Raw genomic sequence first — 19,704 nt, forward strand, 5'->3', positions numbered from 1 at the left:
GGCTGCCTCAGTGCGGGAGGATCTTGGCGAGGAACTGCCGGGCACGCTCGCTGCGCGCCGAGATGTCGCCGAAGAATGCCTCGGTGGCGCAATCCTCGACGATGCTGCCGCTGTCCATGAAGATCACCCGGTTGGCGACCTTGCGGGCGAAGCCCATCTCGTGGGTCACGCACATCATGGTCATGCCTTCCTGGGCGAGCTGGACCATCACGTCGAGCACCTCGTTGACCATTTCCGGGTCGAGCGCCGAGGTCGGCTCGTCGAACAGCATCACCACCGGGTCCATGGCCAGCGCGCGGGCGATCGCCACGCGCTGCTGCTGGCCGCCGGAGAGCTGGCCGGGATGCTTGTGGGCGTGGGCCTTGAGGCCGACCCGGTCGAGCAGCGCCAGGCCCTTCTCGGTGGCTTCCGCCTTGTCGCGGCCGAGCACCTTGATCTGCGCGAGGGTCAGGTTCTCGGTGACCGTCAGGTGGGGGAACAGCTCGAAGTGCTGAAAGACCATGCCGACCCGGGCGCGCAGCTTCGGCAGGTCGGTCTTCGGAGCGGCGAGGGAGGTGCCGTCGACGACGATGTCGCCCTGCTGGAAGGGCTCCAGGGCGTTGACGCACTTGATCAGGGTGGACTTGCCGGAACCGGACGGCCCGCAGACCACCACCACCTCGCCCTTGCGCACCTCGGTGGTGCAGTCGCTGAGGACCTGGAAGTCCCCATACCACTTGCTGACGTTGCGGATCGAAATCATGGAGTTAACCTTTTCTGCAGACGCTTGACCAGCTGCGAGGCGGCGAAGCTGACGATGAAGTACACCAGGCCGGCGACGAGCAGGAGTTCGTGGGGCTGGCCGACGATGTCGCCGCGCGAGCGGGCGGCGTTGAGGAAGTCCATCAGGCCCACGCTGTAGACCAGCGAGGTGTCCTGGAAGAGGATGATGCTCTGCTGCAGCAGCAGCGGGGTCATCTTGCGGAACGCCTGGGGCAGGATGATCAGGCGCATGCTCTGACCGTAGGTCATCCCCAGCGCCTGGGCGGCGCTCATCTGACCGCGCGGGATGGACTGGATGCCGGCGCGGACGATCTCGCAGAAGTAGGCCGCCTCGAACATCACGAAGGCCACCAGGCAGGAGGCGAAGGCGCCCACCGGGGTGTCCTCGCCGGTGATCTCGCGCAGCACGAAGGGCACCGCGAAGTAGAACCAGGTGATCACCAGGAGCAGCGGGATGGAGCGGAAGTAGTTGACGTAGGTGGCGGCGATGCCGGCCAGCAGCGGGTTGTGCGAAAGGCGCAGCATCGCCAGCAGGGTGCCCAGCAGCACGCCGCCGAGCACGCCGAGCACGAGCAGCAGCAGGGTGGTCTGCATGCCCTCCCAGAGCGCCGGCAGCGCGGCGGGGATCGAGCTGAAATCCATCACTTGCCTCCTGCGATCAGGCCCGGCACCGCGACCTTCTTCTCGATCCGGCGCATGACGAGCATCAGGCTCATGTTCAGGGTGAAGTAGATCAGCGTGGCCAGGGTGAAGGCCTCGAACAGGTGGGCGGAGAACTCCGCGGTCTGCTTGGTCTGCGCCAGCAGCTCCATCAGGCCGATCAGCGAGGCCACCGAGGAGTTCTTGAAGATGTTGAGGAATTCCGAGGTCAGCGGCGGGATGATGATCCGGAAGGCCTGCGGCAGCAGCACCTGGCGGTAGATCTGGCCGGTCCGCAGGCCCAGCGCCAGGGCGGCGGCGGTCTGTCCCCTGGGCAGCGCCTGGATGCCGGTGCGCACCTGCTCGCAGACCCGCGCGGCGGTGAACAGGCCGAGGCACACCACTACGCTGAGGTAGGCCGAGGTGGCCGGGCTGAGGTCCTGCTTGAACCACAGTTCAAGCGGCTCGGGCAGCAGGTCCGGCACCAGGAAGTACCAGATGAACAGCTGCACCAGCAGCGGCACGTTGCGGAACAGCTCCACGTAGGCGGTGGCCAGGCCGGACAGCCAGCGGTTCGGCAGGGTGCGCAGCACGCCGAGCAGCGAGCCGAGCAGCAGGGCGAAGATCCAGCCGGCCAGGGCGACGGCGACGGTCCAGCCGAGGCCGGCGACGAACCAGTCGAGGTAGATCTCGTCGCCGATGCCGGTGGATCTGAGAAACACGCCCCAGTCCCAGTTGTAATCCATGGAGTTTTCTCTCTGTCGAGCGGGGGGAGGCCCTGCGCGGCGTGTTTCCGCGCAGGACGCGGGTTACATCTCTTCGGCCGACTTGTCGGTCGGGACTTCGATCAGCTTCTTCAGCTCGTCGCTCATCGGGAAGTTGAGGTTCAGGCCCTTGGGCGGAATCGGCTGGAGGAACCACTTATCGTAGATGGCGTTGATCTCGCCCGAGCGGTAGGTGGCGATGAGCGCATCGTCGACCGCTTTCTTGAAGGCCGGATCGCCCTTGCGCAGCATGCAGGCGTAGATCTCGAAGGACTGCGGCGTGCCGACCACCGCCCAGTCGTCGGGCTTTCTGGCCTTGGCCATTTCGCCGTAGAGCAGGGCGTCGTCCATCATGAAGGCCGCCGCGCGGCCGGATTCGAGCATCAGGAAGGATTCGCCGTGGTCCTTGGCGGCGATGATGCTCATGCCCATCTGCTTCTCGACATTCATCGAGCGCAGCAGGCGCTCGGAGGTGGTGCCGGCGGTGGTCACCACGTTCTTGCCCTTGAGGTCGGCGAAGTTCTGGATGCCGGAAGTCTTCTTGGTCAGCAGGCGGGTGCCGACCTCGAAGATGCCCACCGAGAAGGCGACCTGCTGCTGGCGCTCGACGTTGTTGGTGGTGGAGCCGCATTCGAGGTCGACGGTGCCGTTCTGCACCAGCGGAATGCGGCTCTGCGAGGTGACCAGGGTGTAGCGAACCTTCAGCTCGGGCAGGCCGAGCTGCTGCTTGAGCGCCTCGACCACCTTGAGCTGCAGGTCGTGGGAATAGCCGATCGGCTCGCGGGAAGTGCCGCCCAGGTAGGAAAAGGGGATGGAAGCGTCGCGGTGGCCCAGGGTGATGGTGCCGGTGTCCTTGATCTTCTTCAGCGTGCCGCTGAGTTCTTCCGCGGCGACGACCGGGCCGGACGACAGGGCGACGGCCAGGGCGCTGCCCAGCAGGCAGGAGGCGATGCGCATGAGTGGTTCCTCTACTCGTTGTTTGGCTGAAGGCGACAGCCCGATCCCTCGAGGAGGCTCTGCCGCCTGGCTTCAAGTCTAAGGGCAGAATGCGTGCCAGTCGGGCAGAATGGCGGATTTTATTTTATCCGCATGATTCGAAAGGAATTTTTCCGGGGGCGGTAGGGCGGGTGAAACCCGCCGGACATGGCCTGGGGCTGCACCGGGATCGGGGGTTTCCCCCGCCCTACGGGGCGCCGCCGGCCCTACGGCCGAGCCGCCGCCCCACGCCGGGCAGGCGCAGGGCCAGCAGGAGCAGCGCCCAGGCGCAATACAGCAGCCACTGGCCGATGTCCGAGCGGACCACCCAGAGCATGTGCAGCAGCGCCAGGCCGAGGGCGGCGTAGGCCAGGCGGTGCAGGTGTTTCCAGCGGCGCCCCAGGCGGCGCATGCTGAAGCGGTTCGAGGTGAGGGCGAGCGGCAGCAGGGCGCACCAAGTCAGCGCGCCGACCAGGATGTAGGGACGCTTGCGCAGCTCGTCGCCGAGCTGGGCGAAATCCAGGCCGAGGACGAAGACCAGGTAGGCCAGAAGGTGCAGGCAGGCGTAGGCGAAGCACCACAGGCCGAGCTGGCGACGCACCAGCGCCCAGCCGCTCCAGTGCGTGGCGCGCTGCAGCGGGGTCAGGCAGAGGGTCAGCAGCAGCAGGAGCAGGGCGCCCTGGCCGAGGCGTTCGAGCAGCACCTTGCCCGGGTCCGGGCCGAGGGCGAAGGTCCACGCCTGGTACAGCCAGTAGGGCGGCGGCAGCAGGGCCGCGACGAACACGGCGGAGCGCCAGAGCGGATGCTTCATCAGTAGTCCTTGCTCAGGTCCATGCCGGCATAGAGGCCGGCGACTTCCTCGGCGTAGCCGTTGAACGGCAGGGTGTCGCGCAGATTGGGGCTGAACAGGCTGTTCGGCAGGCGCCGTTCGCGCTTCTGCGTCCAGCGCGGGTGATCGACGCTGGGGTTGACGTTGGCGTAGAAGCCGTATTCCCCGGGCGCCCGGTTCTGCCAGCTGGTGAAGGGCTGGCGCCCGGTCAGGCTGATGCGCACGATCGACTTGATGCTCTTGAAACCGTACTTCCAGGGCACCACCAAACGCAGCGGCGCGCCGTTCTGGTTGGGCAGCACGCGGCCGTACATGCCCACCGCGAGGAGGGTCAGCGGGTGCATCGCCTCGTCGAGGCGCAGGCCCTCGCGGTACGGCCAGTCGAGCAGGGCGAAGCGCGAGCGCTGGCCGGGCATGTGCTCGGGATCGACCAGCGTCTCGAAGGCCACGTATTTAGCATTGCCGGTGGGCTCGGCGCGCTTGAGCAACTCGGCGAGGGGAAAGCCCACCCAGGGGATCACCATCGACCAGGCTTCCACGCAGCGCAGGCGGTAGATGCGCTCCTCCAGCGCGTGCGGGCGAACCAGCTCCTCCAGGGCATACTGGCCCGGCTTGCCGACCTCGCCGTCGATCCGCACCGTCCAGGGCTCGGTGGGCAACTGGCCGGCGTTCGCCGCCGGATCGCCCTTGTCCGGGCCGAACTCGTAGAAATTGTTGTAGTGGCTGGCGTCTTGATACGGCGTGAGCGCCTCGCCTGGCGCCTCGACCGCCTGCCAGCGGGTATCCGGCAGCTTCCCGGTGAACCAGGCCGGCGGGTTGCCCGGCTCGACCCCGGCATAGCGGGCCGCCTCGCCGGCACGGGCCCAGGCGGGCAGGGCGGCGGCGCCCAGCGCCACGGCCCCGGCGCCGAGAACGCGCCGGCGCGACAGGTAGACGGACTCCGGGGTGATCTCGGAGGGCGGGCAGTGCGAGCAGGGCGGGATCTGGATCAGCATGGTCGGCCTCTCGGACGGAGCCGGCGCGCGGGGCTCGGCACGCCGGGCTGGAGCAAGGCTAGACTTTACGTCAGGACAGGGAGGAAAGCCCATGCAGATCAGGGACAGTGTGTGCGTGGTGAGCGGGGGAAGCTCCGGACTGGGGGCAGCGACGGCGCGGCTGATCGTCGAGCGGGGCGGCCGGGTGGTGCTGGCGGACGTCAACCGCGAGGCCGGCGCCGCGCTGGCCGCGGAACTGGGCGAGCGCGCGCGCTTCGTGGCAACCGACGTGACCAGCGCCGACAGCGCCCGCGCCTGCTTCGCCGCCGCCGTCGGCATGGGCAGCCTGCGCGGCCTGGTGAACTGTGCCGGCATCGCCCCGGCGGAGAGGCTGGTCGGGCGCGAGGGGCCGCATGCCCTGGAGACCTTCGCCCGTACCCTGGAGATCAACCTGCTGGGCAGCTTCAACATGATCCGCCTGGCCGCCGCGATCATGCGCGATGTCGAGCCGGACGTCGAGGGCGAGCGCGGGGTGATCGTCAACACCGCCTCGGTGGCGGCCTTCGACGGGCAGATCGGCCAGGCCGCCTATGCCGCCTCCAAGGGCGGCGTGGTGGCGATGACCCTGCCGCTGGCCCGCGAACTCGGCCGCCACGCCATCCGGGTCATGTGCATCGCCCCCGGGATCATGGAAACCCCGATGCTGCTGGGCATGCCGGCCGAGGTGCAGGCCTCGCTGGGCCAGATGGTGCCGTTTCCGGCGCGGCTGGGCCGGCCCGCGGAGTTCGCCGCGCTGGTGGAGCACATCTTCGCCAACCCGTACCTGAACGGCGAGGTCATCCGCCTGGACGGCGCAATCCGCATGGCCGCCCGTTAGGGGCTCCACTCCTTCTTTCGTCAATCACTGATAGCGAGGGCCTCCCATGTCCCAAGATCCGGTTGTCATCGTTTCCGCCGCCCGCACGCCGCTTGGCGCCTTCCAGGGCGAACTCTCCGGGCTGAGCGCTCCAGAGCTGGGCGGCGTCGCCGTGCGTGCGGCGCTGGAGCGGGCCGGCGTTGCCGGCGAGCGGGTGCAGGAGCTGTTCCTCGGCTGCGTGCTGCCCGCCGGCCTCGGCCAGGCGCCGGCCCGCCAGGCGGCGATCGCCGCCGGCCTGCCGCTGTCGGTCGGCTGCACCACGGTCAACAAGGTCTGCGGCTCGGGGATGAAGGCCGCCATGCTGGCCCACGATCTGCTGCTCGCCGGCAGCGCCGAGGTCATGCTGGCCGGCGGCATGGAGTCGATGAGCAACGCACCCTACCTGCTGCCCGGCGCGCGCGGCGGCTACCGGCTCGGACACCGGCAGGCGCTCGACCACATGTTCTTCGACGGCCTGGAGGATGCCTACTTCGACCGCGGCCGGCTGATGGGCACCTTCGCCGAAGACTGCGCGGCCAGCTACGGCTTCAGCCGCGAGGAGCAGGACGCCTGGGCGATCGCCTCGACGTGCCGTGCCCGGGCGGCCATCGAATCCGGCGCCTTCGCCTGGGAGATCACGCCGGTGACGCTAACCGGGCGCCGCGGCGAGGTGCGGGTCGAGCACGACGAACAGCCGTCGAAGGTCCGTCTGGAGCGGATTCCCGAACTCAGGCCGGCCTTTCGCGAGGGCGGCACGGTGACCCCGGCCAACTCCAGCTCGATCTCCGACGGCGCCGCCGCGCTGCTGCTGATGCGCCGCTCCACGGCCGGGCGGCTCGGGCTGGCGCCGCTGGCGACTGTGGTCGGCCATGCCAGCCATGCCCATGAGCCGCGATTGTTCCCGACCGCGCCGGTCGGCGCCATGCAGAGTCTGCTGGAGCGGACCGGCTGGACGGTCGGCGAGGTCGATCTGTGGGAGATCAACGAGGCCTTCGCGGTGGTGACCCTGGCGGCGATCCGCGACCTGGCGCTCGATCCGCAGCGGGTCAACGTCCATGGCGGTGCTTGCGCCCTGGGGCATCCGATCGGCGCGAGCGGTGCGCGGATCCTGGTCAGTCTGCTGGGCGCCCTGCGGCGCAGCGGCGGGCGGCGCGGTATCGCCAGCCTGTGCATCGGCGGTGGCGAGGCGACGGCGATGGCCGTGGAAATGGCCTGACAGGCAGGAGCCTGGCGCTCCCGCCTGTGGGCCAGGACAGTCAGTGTCGACCGCCGCCGTGACTGTTGCGGCCCCCCTTGCGGCCGGCCTCGGAGGCTTTCTTCGGATCGTTGGCAAAGTTGCCGCCACTGTTGTGCCCACCCTTGCGGCCGGCCGCGGCGGCCCGTTCAGGGTCGTTGGCGAAGTTTCCGGGATTGGCGTGTTTGGGCATGGCCTCTCTCCTTGCGTGCTGATGGGGTGCGCAGTCTGGGCGAGCGACGAGCGCCTGGCTGCACAGTTACTGAGAGAGGCCCACTGGCAGAGTTCCGGTTTTTCCGGCGAAGGGTCGGGCAGCGGATGGACGGTAGCAGCGGGTACGACGAGCGGTCGGCTGGATCGGGAGAGCCGGCGGTGGAGTTGGCTCCCGCGCGGGCGCGGGAGCCACGAGGGGACGGGCTATTTGCTCAGGCGCCAGGTGCGCCGCGGCTTGTCCGAGCGTGACAGGCGCCAGTCGCCCGGGACGCGGGGCTGGGAGGTCTCCAGCAGGTCTTCGCAGCTGTGGATTTCCAGCCCAGGTTCGAGGTGTTTCTTCGGGTCGAGCGTGGTGTTCTTCTTCATGTTGTTCACCTGTAAGTGCCCAGTAAATGACGGCGCCGGTAGCGCATTTGTTAGCTGCCTGTTGTTTTCCTGTCTAGCTGGCGGGGCGTCGGCTGTCAAAACGCGGCTGACCGGCGGAGGCCGTGGCTGAGCCGGCCGGCTCGTCTCGGCCGGGCGAGGGCGGCGCTCAGTCGAGGATGAAATGCGGCAGGAAGCGCGAGCTGTCCTGGGTGATCGGGCTGGCGTCCTCGCGGATGCCGATGCCGCAGGCGCGGTCGCCCACCACCCAGCTGCCGATCACCGGGTGCTGGCCGGCGAAGCAGGGCAGCAGGTGCAGGCCTGGTGCACCGCGGCGCCGCCGTAGGGGCCGGGTACGCAAAGGCGCAGGCCGTCCACGGCGGTTCGATGAAGCGCGTGAAGGCGCCGGCGATGCGCGGGCCGAAGTCCTCTTCCAGCAGGAACTCCCAGGGGTAGAGCTTGAACAGCGTGGGGATGTGCCGCTCGTCCAGGTCGACGAAGCCGCCGGCGCGGTCCAGGCCGATGTCCTCGATGGCGATGTGGCGGGCGTCGTGGCCGGCCGGGGTGGCGATGTCGCGCAGGTAGTCGATCGTGCCGCGATCCTCCCGGGAGTCGCGCACGCTGGCGAAGTACAGCGGCTGCTGCACGGCGAGGCCGGCGAAGCGCTCGAACAGGCATTCCTGGATCGAATTGAACTGGTCGGCGGCGGCAGGCAGCTCGCCGCTGAGACGCAGCTGCTCCAGCCACAGCCACTGGAAGAAGGCCGCCTCGTAGAGGGCGGTGGGCGTGTCGTAGTTGAGTTCGAGCAGCTTGGTTTGGCCGGGCCCTGGCCTTCGTAGGCCAGGTCCAGCCGCCCGTAGAGGTGCGGTTCGCGGCGCCGCCAACTGGCGGCCAGGTGCTCGCGGAAGAAGGCGGGCACGCCGAGACGCTCGAGCAGCGCCTCGCTGGCGACGACCTCCTCGACCAGCGCCAGGCTCATGGCGTGCAGTTCCTCGGTCGGCGCCTCGAGATCCTCCTCGATCTGCCGCAGGGAGAAGCGGTAGGCGGCGCTTTCGTCCCAGTAGGGTTCGCCGTCGAAGGTGTGGAAGGCGAAGCCCAGCCGTTCGGCCTGGGCGCGCCAGTCCGGGCGCTCGCGCAGGGCGATCCGCTGCATCAGCTGCCGAAGCTCGACAGGCGGGCGGCGCTCTTGCCGAAGCCGCCGCGGCTGACGACGCTCGGCGCCGGGCTGCGGGTGACATCGGCGTCGACGTGGGGCAGGCCCTCGCGCGAGCCGACCCGCAGGTTGTCGGCGCTGCGAAAGTGCTGCGCATCGTCGAGGCTGCGGTACAGCGGCTGGCTGGCGAAGGTGCGCCGGGCACTGCCCCCGCCGGCCGTGCCGCCGCCACTGCCGCTCTGCTCCTCGCGTGGCGGTTCGCGGCCCACCAGGTAGCCGGCCATCAGCGGCATGTACAGGCCGGTGTTGTAGGGGGCGGGCTCGCAGCGGCCGGCGCCGAAGTCGGTCTCGCAGTCGCCGCGCCAGCGGTAGCGCGGCGCGCTCTGCAGATGGGCGGCGCGGGCCAGCTCGAACTCGTGCTGGCAGATCGAGCGATCGAAGACCGCGGCGGCGATGCACGAGGCCGGGTCGCGGTACAGGTAGCCGGGGCGCGACGGTTCGCAGCCGGCGAGCATCAGCGGGGTGCTGCCGATCAGCACCAGGCGCAGGGTTCTGCTGCGCTTCATGCCCGCTCAGCCCTTCATGGCCGCAGCATTCAGCACGCCGACGGCGACGGAGACCAGGGCCACCAGGATGGCGCTGGCCATTTCGTTGTCGCTGATGCGCCGGCCCAGATCGGGGACCAGAAGGCGCAGCAGGCAGAAGGTGACCAGTTGGACGAGCAGCGCCACCAGGGCCCAGAGCAGGAAGTCGAACAGGCTGACCGACTCGCGCATGGCGCTGGCCAGCGGCAGGACGAAGCCGAGCAGGCTGCCGCCGAAGGCCAGCGCGGCGGCCGGCACGTTGGCGCGGATCAGTCGCCACTCGCGATGCGGGGTGAGGGTGGTGTAGATCAGGCCGAACAGGACCAGCAGGAGCGCGCCCAGGCCGAAATAGAGTACGAAGGCCGGCAGCCCGGCGAGGTAGAAGGCAATGGCATCGGGCATCGGGGCGCTTCCTCGGGGGCGGTTTCGGTGGGCCGAACCCTAGGGCCTGTTGACGTTTTGGCGTGAGCCGCGTTGCCGCGCCAAATGCCGCCAGGCAAGGTGCGGGTCGCCGGCAATGGTCATTCCCTTGCCAAGACCCGCAACGCCGCATGGCGGCATTTGCCGTGCAACCCGAAGGGACGGGGCCCGTTTGGCGCAGCACGGCGTCTCTCGTCGTTCATTTGGAATGACCAAACTTCTCTCCTCGTTCCTTGTTCTGCGCCAGACGGGCCTCCGTCGCGGCCTATGCCAAAACGTCAACAGGCCCTAGCCAGCCGCCGCGGCTCCGGCAATCGGCGGCTGTGGCCGCTTGCGGTAAATGTGAGGCGAATCGAATTCTGTCGCCGCCGCAGCCGGGGAGGCCCGGCTGCGGCGGAGCAGGGTCAGTAGCTCTGCAGCTCTTCGCGCAGGCGGGCCAGCTGGCCGGCCAGCTCGGCGGGGTAGGGCTCGAGCAGGCGCTCGATGCTGGCGCCGCCCTCCGGCGTGGCGAGCGGACGCAGGCGCACGCACAGACGGACCGCGGGATCCTCGCCGATCTGCTGTTCGAGCAGCAGGACGTTGTGGCTGTATTGCGCCAGGGTCAGCGCGGACTGGCCGCCCGGGCTGAGCAGCAGGGCCGCCTGGCCGAGGCCGGCGAGGTTCTCGCCGCGCGCCAGGCCGAGCTGCAGCTGCAGGCTGGCGCCGCCGGCGGCCTCGAGTTCCAGTTCGGATTTCAGCGAGCGCAGCAGTTCGGCGCAGCAGATGGCGTTGGCCAGGTAGTCGTCGCCGCACTCGCGGCGGTGGAACAGCAGCAGTCCGCCATCTTCATCGAGCGGGTGCAGTTCGCCGCCGTAGAAGGCCGCGGCCTGCTCCAGGCTGTCGCGATAGCGTCGGCGCAGCTCGGCCAGTTGCCCGCGGGACAGGCTGCGCAACTGGTCCAGGGGGCCGAGCTGGATGGCCAGCACGGCGCTTTCACGGGCCTGGCGATGTGCTGCGGGCGCAGGCGCGGGAGCGGGAGCAAAATCCTCGTCGAGCGCCGGACTGAAGCAGGGCTCGTCGTCGACCTCCGGGGCCAGCCGGCGCAGCGGCGGGTCTTCGTCTTCATCATCCAGCCGGCTGTCGGCGTGCAGCCCGGACAGGGGCCGCGGCAGCGGCCCTGCAGCCGGCCGACCGGGCGTCGCTACGCCGGGCATCGCCACGCCGCGTTTCGCCACCTCGACGGTGGGCGGCTGCGGCCTGTCGAACGGCTGGGAGCGGGGCACCGCTTTCCCGGCCATTGCCGGGCGGGGCGCCGCGCTGGCAGGCGGAGCCACCTCGGGGTCGAGCGACAGCTCGTCGTCCTCCAGCTCGTCGAGGGCGGGGTGGGCCGCTCGCTCTGGCGCCAGGCGGGTCTCCAGTTGGCGGGCCAGGTCGCCGATCTCGTCCTGGCGCTCGGCGCCGGGGGCATGGTCGTCCAGATCGCGCAGCCAGACGCGCAACTGCAGCAGCGGCGTGGAGATGCCATAGCCCAGGCGCAGGCCGAGGATCAGCGTCAGGAACAGCAACCCCAGGCCGATCAGCCCCATGTTGCGCAGGCCGACGATGAACGGCTCGCGGAACTGCGGCATGTTGAGGACGATGCGCAGGTGGCCGGTGACGCTGTCTTGGAAGGTGATGGGCCGGGCGTGGAGGCTGGGATCGCCTTCCGGCGGCATGCGCGGCGGACGGCTGCCGGTCTCGGCGAGGAGGTGGTTGTCCGCGTTGTAGACGGCCGCGTGGGCGACCAGCGGGTTCTTCGTCAGGTTGCCCAGCAGCACATTGAGGCTGAGAATGTCGTTGGCCACCAGCAATTGGCTGGCCGAGGCCGCGGTCTGGGTGGTCAGCGTCTGGCCGAGGGCGTCGGCCTGCTCGTGCATGGTCTGGCGCACCTGCAGGCCGACCAGCCAGGAATAGAGGGCCAGCGCCAGGATCACCAGCACCAGGCTGTGGCTGACGATGCGCAGGGAGACTGGGACGCGCCGCTGGGTCAGGGCGCGAAACAGCAGGACGAAGAAGTTGTCGGGCTTGACGGATGCGGGCCGGTTCACTGATCGCGGCTCTTGAGACGGACGGGCGGGCAGTATACGGAATGCCGGGGGGGTGCCGTAAGGCTTGACGGGGGGAAACCGCCCGACGGGGTTGGCGCCCGGCCGGGAAGCGCCCGGCACGGCGGGGCCTGCTAGAATGCCGCCTTCTTTGCCATGGGAGACGGCGCCTTGCGCGAAATTGTCCTGATCAACATCACCGGGGCGGATCGTCCCGGCCTGACCGCGGCCATCACCGGCGCGCTGGCCCGGTGCGGGGTGGGTATCCTCGATATCGGCCAGGCGGTCGTCCACAACACCCTGTCGTTCGGCATCCTGGTCGAGATCCCGGCCGACGGCGAGCTGGCGGCGTTGCAGAAGGAGGTGCTGTTCGTCGCCCACGCCCTGGAGCAGCAGGTGCGCTTCACTGCGGTTTCCGAGACCGACTACCAGGCCTGGGTCGCCGGCCAGGGCAAGCCGCGCTACATCGTCACCCTGATGACGCGCCGGGTCACCGCCGCGCAGCTGGAGCGGGTCAGCGCGATCACCGCCCGCTACGGGCTGGAGATCGACCAGATCGACCGTCTTTCCGGGCGCCTGGCCCTGGGCACGCCGGAAGCGCGCAGCAAGGGCTGCATCGAGTTCTCGGTGCGCGGCGAGCCGGCCGATCCGGCGGCACTGCGTGCGGAGTTCCTGCTGGCGGCCCAGGAGCTGAACGTCGACATCGGCTTCCAGCTCGACACGGTGTTCCGCCGCATCCGCCGTCTGGCGGTGTTCGACATGGACTCGACGCTGATCGAGGCGGAGGTGATCGACGAGCTGGCCAAGGCCGCCGGTATCGGCGAGCAGGTCGCGGCCATCACCGAGCGGGCGATGCGCGGCGAGCTGGACTTTCGCGCCAGCTTCAAGGAGCGCCTGGCGCTGCTCAAGGGCCTGCCGGAGGACGTGCTGGCGGAGATCGGCGCCTCGCTGCGCCTGACCGAGGGCGCCGAGGTGCTGTTCGCCGAACTCAAGCGTCTGGGCTACAAGACGGCGATCCTCTCCGGCGGTTTCTCCTATTTCGCCCGCCAGGTGCAGGCCAAGCTGGGCATCGACTACGTGTTCGCCAACGAGCTGGAAATCGTCGACGGCAAGGTCACCGGGGTGGCCGTCGAGCCGATCGTCGACGGCCAGCGCAAGGCCGACCTGCTGCGCCAGCTGGCCGAGCAGGAGGGGCTGTCCCTGGAGCAGACCATCGCCGTCGGCGACGGTGCCAACGACCTGCCGATGCTCGGCCTGGCCGGCCTCGGCGTGGCCTTCCGCGCCAAGCCGCTGGTCCGCCAGTCGGCCAGGCAGGCGATTTCCAACCTCGGCCTGGACGGCATCCTCTATCTGCTCGGCTACCGGGACCGCGAGCCGGGCGTCTGAGGCCCGCGGCGTCCTACGGCTTGATCGCCACCTTGAGCACGCCGTCGCGCTGGTGGGCGAACAGGTCGTAGGCGGCTTCGATGTCGTCCAGCCGGTAGTGGTGGGTGACCAGCGGCTTGAGGTCGACGCGCCCCGAGGCGACCACGTTGAGCAGGCGGCGCATGCGTTCCTTGCCGCCGGGACACAGCGAGGTGACGATGCGGTTGTCGCCGAGGCCGGCGTGGAAGGCGCCGAGGGGAATGCTCAGGTCGCTGGAGTAGACGCCCAGGCTGGACAGGGTGCCGCCCGGCTTGAGCACGCGCAGGGCGCTCTCGACGCTCTCGAAGGTGGTCTGCGTGCCCAGCGCCTCGATCGTGGCGTCCACCCCGCGCCCGCCGGTCAGCTTGAGAAGCTCCTCGACCACGTCCACTTCGCGGAAGTTGAGCGTGACGTCGGCGCCGGCGAAGCCGATGGACATGATGTCCGGGTACATCAGCACCTGCTCGTCGCTCAGGCCGTCCGGCACCGGCACGTACTCGCCCTTGAGGATGTGCACGTCGGTGCCGCAGATGGTGGTGGTGATGCGCAGCAGGGCATCGTTCGGCCCGACGTCGGGGATGGGCTTGTCCGCAGCTCGATCCGACCGGGCTCGACGAGCACGGCGGCTTTCATCAGGGGCATGGCGGTCTCCTTTCCGGAGCGAAGTGGCTTCGGCAGTCTAGCCGCATGTCCTTGTCCGAAGTCCGGACCCAGCTCAACCGCGGACATGCGGCGCAGGCCCGCGCAGGAGCGGGTCGCTACGCCTCGCTGGAGAACTCGTAGTCCATCGCCGGGCCTGGCGTCTGCAGATAATGCCCCTGAATGTAGCTGACCCCGGCCTGCCAGAGCGTCGCCAGCACGCTGGAGTTCTCGATGCCCGGCACTATGCTCGGCTTGGACTGCGCATGCAGGCTGGCCAGCAGGGACTTGAGGTTTTCCCGGCCCTCTTCCTCGGCGAGGCTCCGGGTAAAGGAGTCGTCGACCTTGACGTAGTCCACCGGCAGGTGCTTGAGCGTGTTGAACGGATTGAGGGTGCAGCCGAAGTGGATCAGCGCGCTCTTGCCGCGCAGTTCGGCGAGCCCTTCGGCCAGGGCTCTGGCCTGCTTGAGGTAGACGGTCGCATCGGCCTCGTCGAGCTGCAGGATCAGTGCCGCGGCGGGCAGCCGTGCCGCGTGCAGCGCCGTGGCGAGCCAGGGCAGCAGCGTCGGGTCCTGCAGGCTGGCGGCGGACAGGTGGACGAACAGGCGGGTGTCGCGGCCGTGCGCGCGGTGCGCGGCAAGCTGGCGGATGGCATTGAGGATCACCCAGCGGTCCAGGGTTTCGGCGAGGCCGGCTTCGCTGGCGGCGGCGAGGAAATCGGCGGGCAGCAGCTCCTTCCCCTGGGGATCGATCGGGCGCAGCAGGACCTCGTAGTGTTCGGTGCTGTCCCCCTGCAGGCTGATGATCGGCTGGAACAGCAGGCGGAAGCTGTCCGTCTCCAGCGCATGGCGGAGCATGGCGACGACGCTGCCGCGGCTGGCCTCGGCAGCCAGCGCCTCGAGCGGATCGTAGAGCTTCAGGGTGTTGCCGTCGGCCAGCGCATCGGCGCAGCGATGGGCGCGCTCGATCGCCTCCTGGGCCTTGGGCGTCGTCTTGTCGAGGCCGGCAGCGCCGATCGACAGGGTCAGCTGCACGGTTCGGTCGGCGACTTCGAACAGGTGGGTTTCGACCTTCTTGAGCAGGGCGGCGAGTCTGCCCTGCGCCTGTTCCGGCGTCAGGCCGGACTGCAGCACGGCGAAGGCATCGTCGGCGAAACGGGCCAGCAGGGCGTCGGCAGGGAACGCACCGCGCAGCAGGGTGGCCAGGTCGGCGAGCAACTGGTCGATGCCGGCGAGGCCAAGGTCGGCATGCAGCTGGGCGTAGCGGTCGAGGCGCAGGTAGGCCAGGCAGGACGGCTGGCCGGCGTTGGCCGCGCGGGCGCAGGCGGCATCCAGCAGCTCGAGGAAATGGTTGCGGTTGAACAGGCCGGTGACCCGGTCCTGGCTGCTGACCTCGCGCAGCTTCTCTTCCAGCTCGCTCTGCATGCTTTCGGCGCGCAGCACCGCCTGGATGCAGGGCTCTCCGTCGTAGCTGGCCGGCGACAGGTCGATGCGCATGCGGAACGGGCGGCCTGCGGCAGTGACGCCACGGCACTGCAGCACGCTTTCGCCGCGGCCGCTGCCATAGTGCTTCAGGAAGTCGCGGAACGCGGCCTGGTCGCGGCCGTCGACCAGGTCGATCATCGGCAGGCCTTCCAGCTCGTCGGCCTCCTCGTAGCCGAACAGCTCCAGATAGGCGCGGTTGGCGTAGATGTGCATGCCGTCGTGCACGTAGGCGATGGCGTCCACCGAGCTGTCGAGCAGCAGCTGGCAGCGTTTTTCCGCCTCGCGCAGGGCGATTTCCGCGCTGCGCCGGGCGCGCCGCTCCTCCAGGTTGGCCAGCTCGCGGTTGGCGACCAGGATCAGGCGCTCGTCCTCGCCTTGGGGCAGGGCGTCCCGGGCGCCGAGGGCGAGGGCCTCGGTGATCGCGTCGGAGTCGTTGTCCGGCAGCAACTGGAGAATGGGGAGGTCCCTGGCCTGGCGGCGGATGATGGCGATCGCCTCGGCGGGGCTGAGGTTTTCGCTGTGCGGTGCGGCGATCAGCAGGTCCCAGGTCTGCTGCAGGGACTCGGTGAGGTCCTCGCTGGAGGTCAGGCGGTGCACCCGGGTGGCGCGGCCGGCGTTGCGGAACAGGCTGACCAGGCGCTCGGCTTCGTTCTGCGAGTCTTCCAGAATCAGCAGGCGGACGGTTTTCTTCTCGATGGCCATGGCGGGGACAGAATCGGCGCAGGGCGGTCACAGGCCGCCGAAAGCCGTTCGAGGCTTTTTCCGACCCGCTCACCGCGGAACAGGGGTTGGCGGAATCTACAGGGCCCGTCGGGGGGAGTCAAAGCGCGGGAGGGCCGGCTGTGACCGGCATCCCGCGTGTGGCGACCGGCGGTCAGGCAGCGCCTGGCGGCTGTGCCTGACCGATGGCCTGGCCCATGCGCAGCTCGCCCAGCGGCGCGAGCTCGTCGCGCCAGCGTACCTGGTCCGGGCCGAACAGGAGGATCGCCGTCGAGCCGAGCTTGAAGCGTCCGAGTTCCGCGCCCTTGTCCAGGTGGATAGGCGAGCGCGCCGCCTCGCCGTAATGCCAGCGCCTGACCTGCCGCGTCGGTGGGGTGACCAGCCCGGCCCAGACCGTCTCGATGCTGGCGACGATCATCGCGCCGACCAGCACCACGGCCATGGGGCCGCACTCGGTGTCGAACAGGCAGACCAGCCGCTCGTTGCGGGCGAACAGCTCCGGCACGTTCTCCGCGGTGAGGCGGTTCACCGAGAACAGCTGTCCCGGCACGTGGATCATCTCGCGCAGGGTGCCGGCCAGCGGCATGTGCACGCGGTGGTAGTCTCTGGGCGACAGGTAGACGGTGGCGAAGTTGCCGCCCTGGAAGGGGGCTGCGGTGGCCGGGTCGCCGCCGAGCAGCTCCTGCACGCTGAAGCTGTGGCCCTTGGCCTGGAAGAGGCGCCCCCGCTCGATGACGCCGAGCTGGCTGACGGCCCCGTCGGCCGGACTGAGGACGGCGCCGGGCGTGGCATCGAGCGGACGGGCATCCGCTTTCAGGGCGCGGGTGAAGAAGGCGTTGAAGTGCTCGTAGGCGGTCGGCTCCTCGACCAGTGCCTCGCCCATGTCGACCCGGAAGTGCCGGGCGAAGACCTTGATCAGGGTGTTCTTGACCCAGGGTGTGCGGCATTCGGCCAGGCAGCCGGCCGCGCGCGACAGCAGGTGGTGGGGCAGCAGGTGCTGGCCGAGGAGGAACAGGCGGTCTTTCATCGTTTTTCCTTAGATCTCCACCGGCGTGTCCGGATGGTTGCCCCATTCGCCCCAGGAGCCGGCATAGCCCTTGACCCGCGGGTAGCCGAGGGCCTTGGCGATCAGGTAGGTCAGGCCGGAGCGGTGATGGGTCTGGCAGTGGGTGACGATTTCCTTGTCCGGGGTGATGCCCAGCGCCGTCAGGCAGTCGGCGATGTCGGTGCGGATGCGCAGGGCGCGGGCCGGGTCCATGGCGGCGGTCCACTCGAAGTTGACCGCGCCGGGCACATGCCCGCCCTTCGCCGCGAGCACTTTCTCGCCGCGGTACTCCTGGGGCGAGCGGGCGTCCCAGACGGCCAGATCGGCGGCGCCGAGGCGGCTTTGCAGGTAGTCGCGGGTGGCGGTCGGTTCGTCGTGCAGCACGAGCGGGACGGGGCCGCCGGCCGCCGCCGGGACCTCCCGGGACAGCACCCGGCCTTCGGCCAGCCAGGCGGTAAGGCCGCCGTTCAGGTAGTGGTAGTGCGGGTGGCCGATGACGTCGAGCAGCCAGATGAAGCGCCCGGCCCAGCCGCCGCCCTCGTCGTCATAGACCACGTAGACCGCCTCCGGGCGGTGGCCGAGTTCGCCGAACAGGCCTTCCAGCTGCTCCTCGGTGGGCAGCAGGCCGGGCGCCGGCGGCTGGCCGAGCTGGGTGCGCTTGGGATCGACGAAGCGCGCGCCGGGGATGTGGCCCTCGGCGTAGCGGGCGGCGCTGGTCAGGTCGACCAGGATCAGCTCGGGCGCCGTCAGGCGGGCGTCCAGATCAGCCGGTTCGATGACCAGCGGCAGCGAGGCGAAGTCGGCCATGGGAGGCTCCAGGCAGTCGGATGGGGAGAATGATTGTAGCCGCAGCCCGGCGGGCTCCGGCAGCGCAGGGATCAGTATTCCGGTTCGGGCAGGCTGGCGAGGATATGCCGGTAGCTGGCCATGCGCTGCGGCTGGATGCGGCCTTCGTCGAGGGCCTTGAGCAGCGCGCAGCCGGGTTCGCGGTCGTGCTTGCAGTCGCGGAAGCGGCAGTGGCCGAGCAGCTCGCGGAACTCGATGAAGCCGGCCTCGACATCGTCGCGGCTGACGTGGCCCAGGCCGAATTCGCGGATGCCGGGCGAGTCGATCAGCTGGCCGCCGCCGGGGAAGTGGAACAGCCGGGCGGTGGTGGTGGTGTGCATGCCCTTGCCGGTCAACTCGGAAAGGGCGCCGACGCGGGTGTCCACACCGGGCAGCAGGCTGTTGACCAGCGACGACTTGCCCACCCCGGACTGGCCGACGAAGACGCTGACGTGGCCGTCCAGCGCCGCCTGCAGCGCCGGCATGCCGGCGCCCTGGCGGGCCGAGACCTCCAGCAGCGGATAGCCGAGGCGCTGGTAGGTGGCGAGCAGGGCATCGAGGTTGGCGGCGTTCCCCTCGTTCACCAGGTCGGCCTTGTTCAGCAGCAGCAGCGGGCGGATGCCGGCGTGCTCGGCGGCGACCAGGTAGCGGTCGATGAGGTTGGCGTGGGGCTCGGGCAGCGGGGCGAAGACGATGACGATCTGGTCGACGTTGGCCGCCACCGGCTTGAGCTGGCCGCGCATGTCCGGGCGGCACAGTTCGCTGCGCCGCGGCAGCTGCGCGACGATCACCCCGACCCCCTGGTTGCCGGCGCGCCAGACCACCCGGTCGCCGGTGACCAGCGCCGGCAGGTTGGCGCGCAGGTGGCAGCGGCAGGCCTGCCCGGCCCGTTCACCGTCCTCGGCCTCGACCTCCACCTGGACGCCGAAGTGGGCGATCACCAGGCCGGTCTGCTCCGGGCCGAGGTCGCTGCCTTCCAGCTCATCCAGCAGGCGGGATTCGCGCTTGGCGGCGCGGGCGGCGCGTTCTTCCTGGATCTTTTCGATGCGCCAGCTCTGGCGGCGGGTCAGTTGGCGTTTGGCCATGGCTCGGGGTTCGGTCGCAGGTGGCTGGGGGCGGCGAGTTTAGCATGGGCCGGCCCTGCTAAACTGCGGCAAAGCCAAGGAGCCTAGTTATGCAGAACCCGCAGAATCTGATCTGGATCGACCTGGAAATGACCGGCCTGAATCCGGAACGGGACGTCATCATCGAGATGGCGACCATCGTCACCGACAGCGAGCTGAACGTGCTGGCCGAGGGGCCGGTGATCGCCGTGCACCAGAGCGACGAGGCCCTCGCCGGCATGGACGAGTGGAACACCCGCCAGCATGGCCGTTCCGGCCTCACCCAGCGGGTCCGCGACAGCCGCATCGATGCCGCGACGGCCGAGGCGCAGACCCTGGCCTTCCTCGAGCAGTGGGTGCCCAGGGGCAAGTCGCCGATGTGCGGCAACAGCATCTGTCAGGATCGGCGCTTCCTCGCCCGCTACATGCCGGCCCTGGAGGCCTGGTTCCACTATCGCCACATCGATGTCTCGACCCTCAAGGAGCTGGCCGGGCGCTGGGCGCCGCAGGTGCGCGACAGCTTCAAGAAGTCCGCCACCCACCTGGCGCTGGACGACATCCGCGAGTCCATCGCCGAGCTGCGCCACTACCGCGAGCACTTCATCAAATATTGATG

Annotated in this window: 19 protein-coding genes and 2 pseudogenes; 4 read left to right on the forward strand and 17 right to left on the reverse strand. The window is 69.5% G+C overall.

Annotated features, from left to right (window positions below):
• Positions 1 to 7 precede the first annotated feature (7 nt).
• From EV691_RS03160 to msrP, 6 genes are all read right to left on the reverse strand, one after another.
• Entirely contained in the window at positions 8 to 742 is a 735-nt protein-coding gene (locus tag EV691_RS03160; RefSeq protein ID WP_131298891.1) for an amino acid ABC transporter ATP-binding protein, read from the reverse strand.
• Positions 739 to 1,407: an amino acid ABC transporter permease gene (locus tag EV691_RS03165; protein ID WP_207390213.1), complete on the reverse strand. Its 669-nt coding sequence runs from the start codon at positions 1,405 to 1,407 to the stop codon at positions 739 to 741. The genes EV691_RS03160 and EV691_RS03165 overlap by 4 nt, the downstream gene beginning before the upstream one ends.
• Positions 1,404 to 2,147, reverse strand: a complete 744-nt coding sequence (locus EV691_RS03170; RefSeq protein ID WP_131298889.1) for an amino acid ABC transporter permease — start codon at positions 2,145 to 2,147, stop codon at positions 1,404 to 1,406. Before EV691_RS03170 ends, EV691_RS03165 begins: the two co-directional genes overlap by 4 nt.
• A 63-nt stretch (positions 2,148 to 2,210) precedes the next feature.
• The gene (locus EV691_RS03175; protein ID WP_131298888.1) at positions 2,211 to 3,122 is read right to left on the reverse strand and encodes a glutamate/aspartate ABC transporter substrate-binding protein; all 912 of its coding nucleotides are present in this window, start codon (positions 3,120 to 3,122) and stop codon (positions 2,211 to 2,213) included.
• 226 nt (positions 3,123 to 3,348) lie between these two features.
• Positions 3,349 to 3,951 carry a protein-methionine-sulfoxide reductase heme-binding subunit MsrQ gene (gene msrQ / locus EV691_RS03180; RefSeq protein WP_131298887.1) on the reverse strand — a complete coding sequence of 201 codons (603 nt, stop codon included), beginning with the start codon at positions 3,949 to 3,951 and terminating at the stop codon, positions 3,349 to 3,351.
• The gene (msrP, locus tag EV691_RS03185) at positions 3,951 to 4,964 is read right to left on the reverse strand and encodes a protein-methionine-sulfoxide reductase catalytic subunit MsrP (protein WP_131298886.1); all 1,014 of its coding nucleotides are present in this window, start codon (positions 4,962 to 4,964) and stop codon (positions 3,951 to 3,953) included. Before msrP ends, msrQ begins: the two co-directional genes overlap by 1 nt.
• A 91-nt stretch (positions 4,965 to 5,055) precedes the next feature.
• Here msrP and EV691_RS03190 point away from each other — a divergent pair, with 91 nt between their 5' ends.
• Positions 5,056 to 5,820 carry an SDR family NAD(P)-dependent oxidoreductase gene (locus EV691_RS03190; protein ID WP_131298885.1) on the forward strand — a complete coding sequence of 255 codons (765 nt, stop codon included), beginning with the start codon at positions 5,056 to 5,058 and terminating at the stop codon, positions 5,818 to 5,820.
• A 46-nt stretch (positions 5,821 to 5,866) separates the two neighbouring features.
• Entirely contained in the window at positions 5,867 to 7,054 is a 1,188-nt protein-coding gene (locus EV691_RS03195; protein ID WP_131298884.1) for an acetyl-CoA C-acyltransferase, read from the forward strand.
• A 40-nt stretch (positions 7,055 to 7,094) separates the two neighbouring features.
• Here EV691_RS03195 and EV691_RS03200 read toward each other — a convergent pair whose 3' ends face one another.
• The 6 genes and pseudogenes from EV691_RS03200 to EV691_RS03220 form a co-directional block, all read right to left on the reverse strand.
• Positions 7,095 to 7,265 carry a con-10 family general stress protein gene (locus EV691_RS03200; RefSeq protein ID WP_039805990.1) on the reverse strand — a complete coding sequence of 57 codons (171 nt, stop codon included), beginning with the start codon at positions 7,263 to 7,265 and terminating at the stop codon, positions 7,095 to 7,097.
• A gap of 224 nt (positions 7,266 to 7,489) precedes the next feature.
• Positions 7,490 to 7,651, reverse strand: coding sequence for a hypothetical protein (locus EV691_RS23245; protein WP_165493855.1), 162 nt, complete (start codon positions 7,649 to 7,651; stop codon positions 7,490 to 7,492).
• Positions 7,652 to 7,817: 166 nt separating this feature from the next.
• Positions 7,818 to 8,801 (reverse strand): annotated as a pseudogene (locus EV691_RS03205) (glutathionylspermidine synthase family protein).
• Positions 8,801 to 9,367 carry a DUF1190 domain-containing protein gene (locus EV691_RS03210; RefSeq protein ID WP_131298883.1) on the reverse strand — a complete coding sequence of 189 codons (567 nt, stop codon included), beginning with the start codon at positions 9,365 to 9,367 and terminating at the stop codon, positions 8,801 to 8,803. Before EV691_RS03210 ends, EV691_RS03205 begins: the two are co-directional and overlap by 1 nt.
• Before the next feature lie 6 nt (positions 9,368 to 9,373).
• Positions 9,374 to 9,787, reverse strand: coding sequence for a DUF350 domain-containing protein (locus tag EV691_RS03215; RefSeq protein ID WP_039805987.1), 414 nt, complete (start codon positions 9,785 to 9,787; stop codon positions 9,374 to 9,376).
• A 422-nt stretch (positions 9,788 to 10,209) separates the two neighbouring features.
• Positions 10,210 to 11,871 carry an AhpA/YtjB family protein gene (locus tag EV691_RS03220; protein ID WP_131298882.1) on the reverse strand — a complete coding sequence of 554 codons (1,662 nt, stop codon included), beginning with the start codon at positions 11,869 to 11,871 and terminating at the stop codon, positions 10,210 to 10,212.
• A gap of 168 nt (positions 11,872 to 12,039) precedes the next feature.
• Between EV691_RS03220 and serB the strand changes: the two genes are divergently transcribed.
• Positions 12,040 to 13,254: a phosphoserine phosphatase SerB gene (gene serB / locus EV691_RS03225; RefSeq protein WP_131298881.1), complete on the forward strand. Its 1,215-nt coding sequence runs from the start codon at positions 12,040 to 12,042 to the stop codon at positions 13,252 to 13,254.
• Between the two features lie 13 nt (positions 13,255 to 13,267).
• Here the strand turns inward: serB and EV691_RS03230 are convergent.
• From EV691_RS03230 to rsgA, 5 genes and pseudogenes are all read right to left on the reverse strand, one after another.
• Positions 13,268 to 13,914 (reverse strand): annotated as a pseudogene (locus EV691_RS03230) (zinc-binding dehydrogenase).
• A gap of 116 nt (positions 13,915 to 14,030) precedes the next feature.
• On the reverse strand, positions 14,031 to 16,097 hold the full coding sequence (locus EV691_RS03235) for an EAL domain-containing response regulator (protein WP_131298880.1): 2,067 nt from the start codon (positions 16,095 to 16,097) through the stop codon (positions 14,031 to 14,033).
• Positions 16,098 to 16,269: 172 nt separating this feature from the next.
• The gene (gene asd, locus EV691_RS03240; protein WP_131298879.1) at positions 16,270 to 17,142 is read right to left on the reverse strand and encodes an archaetidylserine decarboxylase; all 873 of its coding nucleotides are present in this window, start codon (positions 17,140 to 17,142) and stop codon (positions 16,270 to 16,272) included.
• Positions 17,143 to 17,151: 9 nt separating this feature from the next.
• Positions 17,152 to 17,967, reverse strand: a complete 816-nt coding sequence (rhdA, locus tag EV691_RS03245; protein ID WP_131298878.1) for a thiosulfate sulfurtransferase — start codon at positions 17,965 to 17,967, stop codon at positions 17,152 to 17,154.
• Positions 17,968 to 18,038: 71 nt separating this feature from the next.
• Positions 18,039 to 19,070, reverse strand: a complete 1,032-nt coding sequence (gene rsgA / locus EV691_RS03250) for a small ribosomal subunit biogenesis GTPase RsgA (RefSeq protein ID WP_131298877.1) — start codon at positions 19,068 to 19,070, stop codon at positions 18,039 to 18,041.
• Between the two features lie 89 nt (positions 19,071 to 19,159).
• Here rsgA and orn point away from each other — a divergent pair, with 89 nt between their 5' ends.
• Positions 19,160 to 19,702, forward strand: coding sequence for an oligoribonuclease (gene orn, locus EV691_RS03255; RefSeq protein WP_089169263.1), 543 nt, complete (start codon positions 19,160 to 19,162; stop codon positions 19,700 to 19,702).
• The last annotated feature ends 2 nt before the right edge of the window (positions 19,703 to 19,704 follow it).

The organism is Azotobacter chroococcum, from assembly GCF_004339665.1.
Lineage (GTDB): Bacteria > Pseudomonadota > Gammaproteobacteria > Pseudomonadales > Pseudomonadaceae > Azotobacter > Azotobacter chroococcum.

Coding starts and splice junctions, on each gene's coding strand:
- EV691_RS03160 (WP_131298891.1), bottom strand. CDS start 742: ATGATTTCGATCCGCAACGTCAGCAAGTGGTATGGGGACTTCCAGGTC.
- EV691_RS03170 (WP_131298889.1), bottom strand. CDS start 2,147: ATGGATTACAACTGGGACTGGGGCGTGTTTCTCAGATCCACCGGCATC.
- EV691_RS03175 (WP_131298888.1), bottom strand. CDS start 3,122: ATGCGCATCGCCTCCTGCCTGCTGGGCAGCGCCCTGGCCGTCGCCCTG.
- msrQ (WP_131298887.1), bottom strand. CDS start 3,951: ATGAAGCATCCGCTCTGGCGCTCCGCCGTGTTCGTCGCGGCCCTGCTG.
- msrP (WP_131298886.1), bottom strand. CDS start 4,964: ATGCTGATCCAGATCCCGCCCTGCTCGCACTGCCCGCCCTCCGAGATC.
- EV691_RS03190 (WP_131298885.1), top strand. CDS start 5,056: ATGCAGATCAGGGACAGTGTGTGCGTGGTGAGCGGGGGAAGCTCCGGA.
- EV691_RS03195 (WP_131298884.1), top strand. CDS start 5,867: ATGTCCCAAGATCCGGTTGTCATCGTTTCCGCCGCCCGCACGCCGCTT.
- EV691_RS03200 (WP_039805990.1), bottom strand. CDS start 7,265: ATGCCCAAACACGCCAATCCCGGAAACTTCGCCAACGACCCTGAACGG.
- EV691_RS23245 (WP_165493855.1), bottom strand. CDS start 7,651: ATGAAGAAGAACACCACGCTCGACCCGAAGAAACACCTCGAACCTGGG.
- EV691_RS03210 (WP_131298883.1), bottom strand. CDS start 9,367: ATGAAGCGCAGCAGAACCCTGCGCCTGGTGCTGATCGGCAGCACCCCG.
- EV691_RS03215 (WP_039805987.1), bottom strand. CDS start 9,787: ATGCCCGATGCCATTGCCTTCTACCTCGCCGGGCTGCCGGCCTTCGTA.
- EV691_RS03235 (WP_131298880.1), bottom strand. CDS start 16,097: ATGGCCATCGAGAAGAAAACCGTCCGCCTGCTGATTCTGGAAGACTCG.
- asd (WP_131298879.1), bottom strand. CDS start 17,142: ATGAAAGACCGCCTGTTCCTCCTCGGCCAGCACCTGCTGCCCCACCAC.
- rhdA (WP_131298878.1), bottom strand. CDS start 17,967: ATGGCCGACTTCGCCTCGCTGCCGCTGGTCATCGAACCGGCTGATCTG.
- rsgA (WP_131298877.1), bottom strand. CDS start 19,070: ATGGCCAAACGCCAACTGACCCGCCGCCAGAGCTGGCGCATCGAAAAG.
- orn (WP_089169263.1), top strand. CDS start 19,160: ATGCAGAACCCGCAGAATCTGATCTGGATCGACCTGGAAATGACCGGC.